Annotated in this window: 12 protein-coding genes; 7 read left to right on the top strand and 5 right to left on the bottom strand. The window is 70.5% G+C overall.

Annotation, left to right across the window (positions count from 1 at the left end):
* Window positions 1–742 (top strand): acetoin utilization protein (locus tag RUMESO_RS22250; RefSeq protein ID WP_037283918.1); only part of this gene is annotated, 742 nt, incomplete at its 5' end.
* A gap of 78 nt (window positions 743–820) precedes the next feature.
* Here RUMESO_RS22250 and modB read toward each other — a convergent pair.
* The 4 genes from modB to RUMESO_RS22230 all read right to left on the bottom strand — a co-directional run bounded on the left by modB (window position 821) and on the right by RUMESO_RS22230 (window position 4,036).
* Window positions 821–1,519 carry a molybdate ABC transporter permease subunit gene (gene modB, locus RUMESO_RS22245; protein WP_037283916.1) on the bottom strand — a complete coding sequence of 233 codons (699 nt, stop codon included), beginning with the start codon at window positions 1,517–1,519 and terminating at the stop codon, window positions 821–823.
* Entirely contained in the window at window positions 1,520–2,302 is a 783-nt protein-coding gene (modA, locus tag RUMESO_RS22240) for a molybdate ABC transporter substrate-binding protein (RefSeq protein ID WP_037283914.1), read from the bottom strand. It abuts the gene before it with no gap.
* A gap of 46 nt (window positions 2,303–2,348) precedes the next feature.
* Window positions 2,349–2,711 (bottom strand): winged helix-turn-helix domain-containing protein, encoded by a 363-nt coding sequence (locus RUMESO_RS22235; protein ID WP_037283912.1) that lies wholly within the window; start codon window positions 2,709–2,711, stop codon window positions 2,349–2,351.
* 68 nt (window positions 2,712–2,779) lie between these two features.
* On the bottom strand, window positions 2,780–4,036 hold the full coding sequence (locus RUMESO_RS22230) for a DNA polymerase IV (RefSeq protein WP_037283909.1): 1,257 nt from the start codon (window positions 4,034–4,036) through the stop codon (window positions 2,780–2,782).
* Between the two features lie 34 nt (window positions 4,037–4,070).
* On the opposite strand from RUMESO_RS22230, the gene RUMESO_RS22225 reads away from it, so the two are divergent.
* From RUMESO_RS22225 to RUMESO_RS22215, 3 genes are read left to right on the top strand one after another with little or no spacing between them, the layout of a single operon-like run.
* The gene (locus tag RUMESO_RS22225) at window positions 4,071–4,505 is read left to right on the top strand and encodes an NUDIX domain-containing protein (RefSeq protein WP_037283907.1); all 435 of its coding nucleotides are present in this window, start codon (window positions 4,071–4,073) and stop codon (window positions 4,503–4,505) included.
* Window positions 4,506–4,537: 32 nt separating this feature from the next.
* A complete protein-coding gene (locus RUMESO_RS22220) occupies window positions 4,538–5,431 on the top strand; it encodes an SPFH domain-containing protein (RefSeq protein WP_037283905.1) in 894 nt (297 codons plus the stop codon).
* Window positions 5,431–5,700 carry an NfeD family protein gene (locus RUMESO_RS22215; RefSeq protein WP_037283903.1) on the top strand — a complete coding sequence of 90 codons (270 nt, stop codon included), beginning with the start codon at window positions 5,431–5,433 and terminating at the stop codon, window positions 5,698–5,700. Before RUMESO_RS22220 ends, RUMESO_RS22215 begins: the two co-directional genes overlap by 1 nt.
* A 407-nt stretch (window positions 5,701–6,107) precedes the next feature.
* Here RUMESO_RS22215 and pyrF read toward each other — a convergent pair whose 3' ends face one another.
* Complete coding sequence (pyrF, locus tag RUMESO_RS22210) at window positions 6,108–6,797, bottom strand: orotidine-5'-phosphate decarboxylase (RefSeq protein ID WP_037283901.1); 690 nt, start codon at window positions 6,795–6,797, stop codon at window positions 6,108–6,110.
* A gap of 187 nt (window positions 6,798–6,984) precedes the next feature.
* On the opposite strand from pyrF, the gene clpB reads away from it, so the two are divergent.
* The 3 genes from clpB (at window position 6,985) to msrQ (ending at window position 11,271) form a co-directional block, all read left to right on the top strand.
* Window positions 6,985–9,600, top strand: a complete 2,616-nt coding sequence (gene clpB, locus RUMESO_RS22205) for an ATP-dependent chaperone ClpB (protein ID WP_037283899.1) — start codon at window positions 6,985–6,987, stop codon at window positions 9,598–9,600.
* 158 nt (window positions 9,601–9,758) lie between these two features.
* The gene (gene msrP, locus RUMESO_RS22200; protein ID WP_037283897.1) at window positions 9,759–10,655 is read left to right on the top strand and encodes a protein-methionine-sulfoxide reductase catalytic subunit MsrP; all 897 of its coding nucleotides are present in this window, start codon (window positions 9,759–9,761) and stop codon (window positions 10,653–10,655) included.
* A gap of 1 nt (window position 10,656) precedes the next feature.
* Window positions 10,657–11,271 carry a protein-methionine-sulfoxide reductase heme-binding subunit MsrQ gene (gene msrQ / locus RUMESO_RS22195; protein WP_245639385.1) on the top strand — a complete coding sequence of 205 codons (615 nt, stop codon included), beginning with the start codon at window positions 10,657–10,659 and terminating at the stop codon, window positions 11,269–11,271.
* Window positions 11,272–11,816: the final 545 nt, after the last annotated feature.

Here is an 11,816-nt window from a genome sequence, read left to right as displayed (position 1 = left end):
GACGCACCATGCCTTTCCGGACCGGGCGAACGGGTTCTGCTACCTCAACGATCCGGTCTTCGCGGTGCTCGGCTTGCGGCGGCACGGGGCGCGGCGGGTGGCCTATGTGGACATCGACGCGCATCACTGCGACGGGGTGGAGCACGCGTTCCGGGACGACCCCGAGGTGCTGCTGGTCTCGACGCATGAGGAGGGGCGCTGGCCCCGGACGGGGGCGATCACGGAGTGGGGGGCGGGGAACGTGTTCAACCTGCCGGTGCCGAGGGGCTTCCACGACGACGACATGGCGCGCGTGCGGGAGGGGGTGATCCTGCCCGCCGTGGCGGCGTTCCGGCCGGATGCCATCGTGATGCAGTCGGGCTCGGACGGGGTGCTGGAGGACCCCCAGTCGCGGCTGGCGCTGTCCAACAACGCCCATGCGGGGGTGCTGGAGGGGCTGCGGCCGCTCGCGCCCCGGCTGATGGTCCTAGGCGGGGGCGGCTACAACCCCTGGGCCGTGGGGCGGTGCTGGACGCGGCTTTGGGGGGCGCTGACGCGGCAGGAGGTGCCGGAGCGACTGCCGGCGGAGGCCGAGGCGGTGCTGCGGGGGCTGCGCTGGCAGCGGCGAGGCGGGGGGAGCTGGGTGACCCCGCCCGAGGAGTGGGTGACGACGCTGGCCGACCCCTGGCGCGGCGGAGGACCGACCGAGGGCGTGGCGGAGCGGGTGGAATTCCTGGCGGCGCGGCTGCGGGCCTGGGCGTAGGGTGGGTGAAACCCACGCGTTGGTCCAGTCCGTCTCTTGAAGCCTATTCACGCGGCGCCCGCGTGGGTTTCACCCACCCTACAGCCCTGACACCCGGCGGGCGGCGGCGCGGCCGAACCACTCGGCCAGCAGGATCGCGACGGCCGAGACGGCGATCGAGATCACGACGAGCCGGATCGCGGCGGGCTCTCCGCCCGGGACCTGGAGGAGGACGTGGATCGCGGACGGAAGGGTCTGCGTCTCGCCCGGGATGGCGGAGACGAAGGTGATGGTGGCCCCGAACTCGCCCATGGCACGGGCGAAGCCCAGGGCGGCGCCGGCGAGCACCCCGGGGAGGCTGAGGGGCAGGGTGACGGTGAGGAAGACGAGGATGGGGCGGGCGCCGAGGTCGGCGGCGGATTCCTCGGTGTGGCGCGGCACGGCCTCCATCGAGAGGCGGATCGGGCGCACGAAGAGCGGGAAGGCCATCACGGCGGCGGCGAGCGCGGCGCCGGTCCAGCGGAAGGCGAGGACGATGCCGCAGCAGTCCTGGAGGAGGGAGCCCACCGGGCCGCGCGTGCCGAAGGTCCGCAGGAGGAGGTAGCCGGTCACCACGGGGGGCAGCACCAGCGGCAGGTGGACAAGTAGGTTGAGGAGGCCGTGCCCGGGGAAGCGCCAGCGCGCCAGGGCGTAGGCGGTGAGGAGCGCGGCCGGCAGGCTGGCCAGCGTCGCGGCGACGGAGACGCGGAGGGAGAGGAGGAGGGCGGTCGCCTCCTCCGGGCCGAGCCAGTGCCCCACCTAGTTTCCGAGCGGCTGGAAGCCGAGACGCTCGAACACCGCCGTCGCCTCGGGCGAGGAGAGTTGGTCGAGGAACTGCGCGGCCGTCGCATTGTCGCGCCCGGCGACCAGGGCGGCGGGGTAGGTGATGGGGGCGTGGGAGCCCTCGGGGAAGGTGCCGACGACCGAGACCTCGTCCGACGCCTCGTCGTCGGCGATGGCGTCGGAGCCGTAGACGATGCCGTAGGGGGCCTCGCCGGAGGCCACGAGCGCGAGGGCGGCGCGGACGTTCTCGGTCTGGGCGACCGAGGGCTCCACGGCGTCCCAGAGGCCGAGGTTGGTCAGCGCTTCCTTGCCGTATTGGCCGGCGGGGACGGAGTCGACGAGCGCCATGGCGAGCTTGCCGCCGTCGAGGAGGGCGGGGAGGTCGAGACTAGGCCCGATCTCCACGGGGGCCGCGCCCGCGCCGTGGGCCACGAGGACCAGCGTGTTGCCGAGGAGGTCGCGGCGGCTCTCGGCGACGATCAGGTCCTTGGAGGCGAGGTCGTCCATCCATTCCTCCGATGCCGAGAGGAAGAGGTCGGCGGGCGCGCCCTCCTCGATCTGCTGGGCGAGTTGGGAGCTGCCGGCGTAGGAGGCGACCACCTCGTTGCCGGTGGCCCCGCCCCACTGCGCCGCGATCTCGTCGAGCGCGGTCTTGAGCGAGACGGCGGCGAAGACTGTGACCTGCTCCGCCCGGGCGGAGGAGGCGAGGAGGGCAAGGCCGACGGCGAGGGATCGGGCGAGCATGGCGGCTCCGGGCATCGTTATGTCCCTTCGGATATATCGGCCCCGACCTCGCGGTCCAGCGTTATTTCCGTCCGGACATATCGGCCCGGTCGCGGATCGCGGCGATGTAGGCGGCGCCGTCCTTCAGGACGAGGTCTTCGAGCGCGCGGTAGGAGGCCAGGACGGCCTCGCCCTCCTTGGTCAGGCGCGCGCCGCCCCCGCCCTCGCCGCCGCGCGAGAGCTCGACCAGCGGGGCGCGGAAGGCCTTGTTGGCCTCGGACACGAGCGACCAGGCGCGGCGGTAGCTCATGCCCATGCCCTGCGCTGCGGCGGTGACGGAGCCGGTCTCGCGGATGCGGGTGAGGAGCTCGGCCTTGCCGGGGCCGAAGCGGACCCCCTCGCCCAGGGGGATGCGGAGGTGGATGGGGAGGTCCTCGGCGTTCATGGGCTGAGCATCGGGCGGGACACGGGGGCAGGCAAGGGCAACCGGAGCATTTTCCGGGGATGCGACGTCTAGCGCAGGGCCCGGCCCTTGAGGATCGCGCCCTCGCCGAAGCGGGCGCGGATGGCGTCGGCGGCGCGCTCGGCCTTGGCGCGGCGGGCGGCCTGGGGGTCGAGGAGGTCGCCCTCGCGGTCGGCGAGGCGGGCGTCGGTGATCTCGCTCAGGCCGACGCCGAGGAGGCGGAAGGGGCCGGGCTCCTCGACCGCGTCGAGAAGGCCGCGGGCGGTGCGGTAGAGGGGGTCGGCCAGTTGGGTGGGCTCGCGCAGCGAGACTCGGCGGGTGAGGAGCTGGTGGTCCGCGCGCTTGAGCTTGAGCGTGACGACGCGGCCGGCGAGGTCCTTGGCCTTGGCGCGGGAGGCGACCTTCTCGGACAGGCGCCAGACATGGCCGTCGAGGAGGTCGCGGTCGGCGGTGTCCTCGTGGAAGGTGGTCTCGTTGGAGATGCTTTTCAGGTCGCGGTCGGCGTGCACCCCGCGCCTGTCCTCGCCGCGCGAGAGGTGCCAGAGGCGTTCGCCCATGCTCCCGAAGCGGGCGTGGAGGTCTCGGCGGTCCCAGCGGAGGAGGTCGCCGATCAGGCGGATGCCGACGCGTTCCAATGAGTCCTGCCCGGCGGGGCCGATGCCCCAGATGAGGCGGACGGGCTGGGTGGCGAGGAAACTTTGCGTCTCGGCCCGCCCGATCACGGAGAAGCCGCGCGGCTTGTCGAGGTCGGAGGCGACCTTGGCCAGGAACTTGTTGTGCGAGAGGCCGATGGAGCCGGTGAGGCCCAATTCGGTCTGCATCCGGCGGGTGAGGCGGGCGAGGAGGACGGCGGGCGGGGCGCCGTGGAGGCGCTCGGTGCCCGAGAGGTCGAGGAAGGCCTCGTCGAGGGAGAGGGGCTCGATGCGGGGGGTCAGCTCCTCCATCATGGCGCGGATGGCGCGGGACGCCTCGACGTAGGCGGAGAAGCGGGGCTTCACGACGACGGCCTCGGGGCAGAGGCGCAGGGCCTCGAACATCGGCATGGCGGAGCGGACGCCCTTGATGCGGGCGAGGTAGCAGGCCGTGGAGACGACGCCGCGCTTGCCGCCGCCGACGATCACGGGGACATCCCGCAGCGAAGGGTCGTCGCGCTTCTCGACGGAGGCGAAGAAGGCGTCGCAGTCCATGTGGGCGATGGAGAGGGCGAACAGCTCCGGGTGGGCCGTGACGCGGGGCGACCGGCAGGCGGGGCAGCGGCGGTCCCCTCCATCGAATCGGTGCAGGCAGTCGCGGCATAGGGCAGGCATGGCGGCAGGATAGCGTGAACGAGTGGGAGGGGCGATGCGGGACTGGGTGGGCGCCAAGGGCGCGGTGCTGCTGGGGGACGACCTGCTGACCACCTTGCGGGACGACTTCCCGCACATCCCGTTCCCCGGCTGCTGGGACTTCGTCGGCGGCGGGCGCGAGGGGGAGGAGACCCCGCGCGAGACGTTGATCCGCGAGGCGCGGGAGGAGGTGGGGCTGGACCTCTCCTGGGCGGAGTGGCTCTGGGAGAGCCCGTTCCCGGCCATGATCGACCCTAGCCGGACGAGCTGGTTCTTCGTGCTGCGGCTGCCGCCCTGGGAGGCGCGGCGCATCGTCATGGCCGACGAGGGGCAGGGCTGGATGCTGGTCCGGCCCGAGCGGTTCCTGTCGATGCCCAAGGCCGTGCCCTCGCTGCAAGATCGCCTGAAAGTATGGTTGGACGGACTAGGAGAGGCCGCGCGGGGGACGTAGCGTAAGCGCGGCAACGGCATCGGACCACATCCATGAACAACCAAGGCATCGGCCTCTCGGGCGGGACCATCGTCCTGATCCTCCTCGCGCTCCTCATCATCGTCGCGGTCTTCCGAGGCATCCGCGTGGTGCCGCAGTCCGAGAAGTTCGTCGTCGAGCGCTTCGGGCGGCTCCGGTCCGTCCTGAGCCCCGGCCTCAACATCATCGTGCCCTTCCTCGACCGGGTGGCGCACAAGGTGTCTGTGCTGGAGCGGCAGCTTCCGACCTCGCGGCAGGACGCGATAACCTCGGACAACGTCTTGGTGGCGGTGGACACGAGCGTCTTCTACCGGATCACCGAGCCCGAGAAGACGGTCTACCGCATCAAGGACGTGGACGCGGCGATCACCACCACGGTCGCGGGGATCGTGCGGTCCGAGATCGGGCGCATGGAGCTCGACCAGGTGCAGTCGAACCGCTCGCAGCTCATCAACGCCGTCAAGACGCATCTGGCGGACCAGGTGGACGACTGGGGGATCGAGGTCACGCGGGCCGAGATCCTGGACGTGAACCTCGACGAGGCGACGCGGTCGGCGATGCTCCAGCAGCTCAACGCCGAGCGGGCGCGGCGGGCGCACGTCATGGAGGCCGAGGGTCGCAAGCGCGCGGTGGAGCTGCAGGCGGACGCCGACCTCTATGCGGCCGAGCAGGTCGCCAAGGCGCGGAGGCTCCAGGCCGACGCGGAGGCCTATGCGACCTCGGTGGTGGCCGAGGCCATCGGCAAGAACGGGCTGGAGGCCGCGCAGTATCAGGTCGCGCTGAAGCAGGTCGAGGCGCTGACGGCGCTGGGGCAGGGGACCGGCAAGCAGACCATCGTGGTGCCGGCGGCGGCGCTGGAGAGCTTCGGGAACGCCTTCCAGATGCTGCTCAAGGGGCGCAACGCCTGATGTGGTGGCTGCTCTGGTGGGTCTGGGTCGCGGTGGCGATCGTGCTGGGCGTGCTGGAGGTGCTGGCGCCCGTCTTCGTGTTCCTGGGCTTCTCGGCCGGGGCCATGGGGACGGCGCTCCTCGTCGGCCTGGGGCTCGACACCGGGATCGGCGGCACGCTCCTGATCTTCGCGGTCCTGTCGGCGGCGGCCTATGCGGTGCTGCGGATGTGGCTGGGCACCCACAAGGGGAGCGCCCGCATCGTCGAGCGCGACATCAACGAGAACTGAAGCGGCGCGCCCCCTTGCGGGGACGCGCCGCTCGCTCCGCGGGCCACGGTCGCGGAGCCGGGCCTCCTCCACGCGCGTCAGTGAAGCCGCGCCTGGGGTCGGCCCGAGTCGGATTGGCGAAGGGCGTGACGGGTGAGGGCCTCCTCGATCCACTCCTGCGGGGCGGTCGCGGGCGCCTCGACCCGGCAGGGGATAGCGGAAGGTCCGGCCGTCGCGCTCCACGTCCACCCGCGCCTCGAAGGCGCCCTGGGTGGCGTCGTAGCGCATCGAGACCAGCCTGGTGTGCATGGGGACCCTCCTGCTCGTTCTTGTGAGGAAGAACGACAGGGGCGGCGGAAAAGTTGCGATAGGCCCTGCAGATTTCCGCCGGAACCGGATCGGCGGGAATGCGTTCGGGCGGCCCGCGTTCAGGGGAGCTCGGCCAGGATCGCGCGGGCGCTCGCGCGCGGGTCCTCGGCTTGCCAGACGGGGCGGCCCACGACGATGTGGTCGGCCCCGGCGCGGATGGCGGCGGCCGGGGTCTCGATCCGCTTCTGGTCGCCCTTGGCGGCGCCCGTGGGTCGGACGCCGGGGGTGACGATGAGCTTGCCCGAGGCCTCCGGAAGGACGCGGATCATGGCGGCCTCGCGCGGGGAGGCGATGACGCCGTGGGCGCCGGCGGCCATGGCGCGGGCGGCGCGCTCGGTGGTGATCTCGGCGAGGTCGCCGGGTTGGATCATCGCCTCGTCGAGGTCGGCGCGGTCGAGCGAGGTGAGGATCGTCACGGCGAGGATGCGGAGGTCCGTGCCGCTGGCGCCCTGGACGGCGGCACGGACGACCTGCGGGTCGCCGTGGACGGTCAGGAAGTCGAGGTCGAAGCGGGCGAGGCCGCGCACCGCCGCCTCGACCGTCGCGCCGATGTCGAAGAGCTTCATGTCGAGGAAGATGCGCTTGCCGTGCTCGTCCTTGAGCTCTCGGGCGAGGGCGAGGCCGCCGCCGGTCAGCATCCCCAGGCCGATCTTGTAGAAGGAGACGGTGTCGCCCAGCGCCTCGGCCAGCGACAGGCCCGAGAGGGCGTCGGGGAGGTCGAGGGCGACGATGAGGCGGTCGTCGGACATGGGCGCTCTCCTTGCGGTTCCGGCGTGCTTGGGAGCGCGGGGCGCGGCTGTCAAGCGAGCGGATTCCGGGGGCCGATCCTCTTGCGCCGCGTGGGGGCGTGACCCACATCAACGACGAGGCCCGGGGGGTCGTGCCGCAATAGGCGGGCGACCCCGGAACGGGCGCTTGGGAAAGGAGAATTTACCCATGAACTTGGAGAAGTTCACGGAGCGGTCGCGCGGGTTCCTCCAGGCCGCGCAGACCATCGCGGCGCGGGAGAGCCATCAGCGCATCCTGCCGGAACACCTGCTGAAGGCGCTGATGGACGACGACCAGGGGCTCGCGGCCAACCTGATCGACCGGTCGGGCGGAGCGTCGGCGCGGGTGCGCGAGGCGGTGGATGCCGCCGTGGCGCGGGTGCCGAAGGTCACGGGCGACGCCGGGCAGGCCTACATCGACACGGCCCTCGTGCGCGTGCTGGACGAGGCCGAGAAGGTCGCGACCAAGGCAGGCGACAGCTTCGTCCCCGTCGAGCGGATGCTCATGGCGCTGGCCATGGTGAAGTCCAAGGCGCAGGAGGCGCTGTCGGCCGGGGCCGTTACGGCCCAGGGGCTGAACGCCGCGATCAACGACGTGCGGAAGGGCCGGACCGCCGACACGGCCTCCGCCGAGGAGGGCTACGACGCCCTCAAGAAGTATGCGCGCGACCTGACCGAGGCGGCGCGGGATGGCAAGATCGACCCGATCATCGGGCGCGACGAGGAAATCCGCCGCTCGATGCAGGTGCTGTCGCGCCGGACCAAGAACAACCCGGTGCTGATCGGCGAGCCGGGCGTGGGCAAGACCGCCATCGCGGAAGGCCTTGCGCTGCGGATCGTGAACGGGGACGTGCCGGAGAGCCTCAAGAACAAGAAGCTCCTGGCGCTCGACATGGGCGCGCTGATCGCGGGCGCGAAGTACCGCGGCGAGTTCGAGGAGCGTCTGAAGGCCATCCTCAAGGAGATCGAGGCGGCGGCCGGCGAGGTCATCCTCTTCATCGACGAGATGCACACGCTGGTCGGCGCGGGGAAGGCCGACGGCGCGATGGACGCGGCGAACCTCATCAAGCCGGCGCTGGCGCGCGGGGAACTCCACTGCATCGGCGCGACGACGCTGGACGAGTACCGCAAGCACGTCGAGAAGGACGCGGCGCTGGCGCGGCGGTTCCAGCCGATCCTGGTCGAGGAGCCGACGGTCGAGGATACGATCAGCATCCTGCGCGGCATCAAGGAGAAGTACGAGCTGCACCACGGCGTGCGGATCAGCGACTCCGCGCTGGTCGCGGCGGCGACGCTGTCGCACCGCTACATCACCGACAGGTTCCTGCCGGACAAGGCGATCGACCTTGTCGATGAGGCGGCGTCGCGGCTGCGGATGGAGATCGACTCCAAGCCCGAGGAGCTGGACCAGCTCGACCGACAGCTCCTGCAGCTCCAGATCGAGGCCGAGGCCCTGAAGAAGGAGGACGACGCCGCGTCGCAGGACCGGCTCGCCCGCCTTGAGAAGGAGATGGCGGAGCTTCAGGAGCGATCCGCCGCGATGACCGCCAAGTGGCAGGCGGAGCGCGACAAGCTCGACCGCTCGCGCACGATCAAGGAGCGGCTGGAGGAGGCGCGGGCGCAGCTCGACAAGGCCAAGCGGGAAGGCAACCTCGCCGAGGCCGGGCGGCTGGCCTATGGCGAGATCCCGCAGCTCGAGAAGGAGCTGTCCGAGGCCGAGGCGCAGGGCGACGGGCTCATGGTCGAGGAGGCCGTGCGGCCGGAGCAGATCGCCGAGGTGGTCGAGCGCTGGACGGGCATCCCCACGAGCCGGATGCTGGAAGGCGAGCGCGAGAAGCTCCTCCGCATGGAGGAGGCGCTGGGCAAGCGCGTCGTCGGGCAGGAGTCGGCCGTGGCGGCCATCTCGCGCGCCGTGCGGCGGGCCCGGGCGGGGCTCAACGACGAGAACCGGCCGCTGGGCAGCTTCCTGTTCCTCGGCCCGACCGGCGTCGGCAAGACCGAGCTCACGAAGGCGGTGGCCGAGTTCCTGTTCGACGACGACACGGCGATGGTCCGCATCGACATGTCGGAGTTCATGGAGAAGCATTCGGTCGCCCGCCTGATCGGAGCGCCTCCGGGCTACGTGGGCTATGACGAGGGCGGCGTGCTGACCGAGGCCGTGCGGCGGCGCCCCTATCAGGTCGTGCTCTTCGACGAGGTGGAGAAGGCGCATCCGGACGTGTTCAACGTGCTCTTGCAGGTTCTCGATGACGGCGTGCTGACCGACGGGCAGGGCCGGACCGTGGACTTCAAGCAGACGCTGATCGTGCTGACCTCGAACCTCGGGGCCTATGCGCTGAGCCAGCTTCCCGAGGGGGCCGATGCGTCGGCCGCCAAGCGCGAGGTGATGGACGCGGTCCGGGCGCATTTCCGGCCCGAGTTCCTGAACCGTCTCGACGAGATGATCATCTTCGACCGGCTCGACCGGACGGACATGACCGGCATCGTGGAGATCCAGCTCCGCAGGCTCGAGCAGCGGCTGGCGCAGCGGAAGATCGCGCTGGAGCTCGACGCGGCCGCGAAGCAGTGGCTGGCCGACGAGGGCTACGACCCGGTCTTCGGCGCGCGGCCCCTGAAGCGGGTGATCCAGCGGGCGCTGCAGGACCAGCTCGCCGAGATGATCCTGGCGGGCGAGGTCAAGGACGAGGACACGGTGCCGGTGACGGTGGGCCCGGAGGGGCTGATCGTCGGGACCCGCGTGGCCGGAACGCAGCGTGAGCGGCCGGTCGAAGCCGTGGTCCACTGAGCGTCCATGCCTGAGGTGACGAGCCCCCGGCGGAGCGATCCGCCGGGGTTTTCCTGCGCCCTGGGCCTGAAACAATCGCCAACGGCAACGTGACGCACCGTTAGGTGCAACCCTGGCAGAGTTTCCTACGTGTCTTGCGAGATGCGAGGGAGGATGCCATGGCGCGCCGCTGGACGAACGACCTGACCTGGGCGGACGTGACGCCCAAGAGCCTTTACCTCAACCGCCGCCAGATCATGGCAGGGGCGGGCGCCCTGGGGGCGGCCTCGGTCGCTGGCCCGGCGCTGGCGCAGCCTCTCGAACCGAACACGTTCGAGGAGATCACGACCTACAACAACTTCTACGAGTTCGGCTACGACAAGTCGGACCCGTCCCGCTACGCCGACGCCATGCAGGTCGAGCCCTGGTCCATCAAGGTGGACGGCCTCGTGGACAACCCGGGCGACTACACGGTCGCACAGCTCCTGGAGGGGCTGACGCCCGAGGAGCGCATCTACCGGCACCGCTGCGTCGAGGGCTGGTCCATGGTGATCCCCTGGACGGGCGTGGAACTCGCCGACGTGCTCGGCAAGCTCGGCGTTCAGGAGGGCGCGAAGTTCGTGGCCTTCGAGACCACCGTCCAGCCCGAGAACATGCCGGGTGTGCAGGCAGGCGTGCTCGACTTTCCGTATGTCGAGGGACTGCGGCTCGACGAGGCCATGCATCCGCTCGCGATCCTGGCGACGGGCCTCTACCGCGAGCCGATGCCCAAGCAGAACGGCGCGCCGATCCGTCTCGTGACGCCGTGGAAGTACGGGTTCAAGTCGATCAAGTCGCTGGTGCGCATCTCCCTCGTCGAGGAGCAGCCGCCCGCGACCTGGAACCAGACCAACCCGCACGAATACGGCTTCTACTCCAATGTGAACCCGAGCGTGGACCATCCGCGCTGGAGCCAGGCCACCGAGCGGCGGATCGGCGGAGGGCTTTTCTCCTCGCGGCAGGATACGCTGATGTTCAACGGCTACGACGAGGTGGCGCCGCTCTACGAGGGGATGGACCTGGTGGAGAACTTCTGACGTGGCGGCTCCGGGGGCGTTGGCGCAGCGGGTGAACGGCTGGGCGCGGCGAGTGCCGGCCTGGCCGCTCTACGCCTTCGGCGGGCTCTACATGGCGTGGCTCTTCTGGCAGGCGCTGAACGGCGTGTCGGTCGAGCCCATCGACTGGCTGGAGCGGGCCTACGGGATCACCGCGCTCAAGTTCCTGGTCGCGACGCTGGCCGTGACGCCGCTGCGGAAGTTCGCGGGGGTGAACCTGCTCAAGTTCCGGCGGGCGCTGGGGCTCCTCGTGTTCTTCTTCGTGCTGGCCCACTTCCTCGTCTGGGCGATCCTCGACGTGCAGGCGCTGGGCGCGGTCTGGGCGGACATCGTCAAGCGGCCCTACATCACCATCGGCATGGGAGCGTTCCTCCTGCTGATCCCGCTGGCGCTGACCTCGAACAACGCGAGCGTCCGGCGGCTCGGCGGCGCCGGATGGCGCAAGCTGCACTGGCTGACCTACCCGGTCGCGGTGCTGGGGGCGCTCCACTACATCTGGCTGGCGCGCGGCTTCGCGATCGAGCCGCTGGTCTACATGGCGATCCTGCTGGGGCTTCTCGCCACGCGGCTCCCGGCCCGCCGGGTCGCCGCGGCCTGACTCGGCTCACGAAGGCCCGCCGGCGTTCACGCGACCGCGAGCGATCCGGCGCCAGGACGAGCTTAGGTTAGCTAAGTTGCAGTGTCATAAGGGTTTTACCGGACGGACAAAAACTTCCACATTTCTTGCGATGACCCCTTGCGGTCCCCCCGGGCCCATCCGTAAATACCCGCTCACCGACGACGCAGACAGCGACGCCGGGACGCGAAACGGACCTGACGGTGACGACGCGGACAATCTCGAAAGGTCCTGACGGCCGGCGCCGCAAGTTGGTGCAGAAGGTCAGGTCGTCTCGCGGGGTTGGGCTCTTTGACATTTTGATGCATTGAAGGGATATGCGGGCGGTTCTGGTTTGGTCGGTCTGATCGACGGAACGGAGCTTTGCATATCGGGACCTCTAGGCTTCGGCCGATGATGGGGTTTGTCAGCTTCACTGTTTTGGTGGGACTTTGGTTGTTCTGTCTGCCTTTCGGGGTGGGTGGGGGACTGGAGCGCATCAAGCAGGGACTGCGCTGGTTCTTTGGGCTTTGCGGCCTGGCCTGCTC

It is taken from the genome of Rubellimicrobium mesophilum DSM 19309 (assembly GCF_000600335.2).
GTDB classification, from domain to species: domain Bacteria; phylum Pseudomonadota; class Alphaproteobacteria; order Rhodobacterales; family Rhodobacteraceae; genus Rubellimicrobium; species Rubellimicrobium mesophilum.
This window is presented reverse-complemented; position numbering and strand designations above follow the sequence as displayed.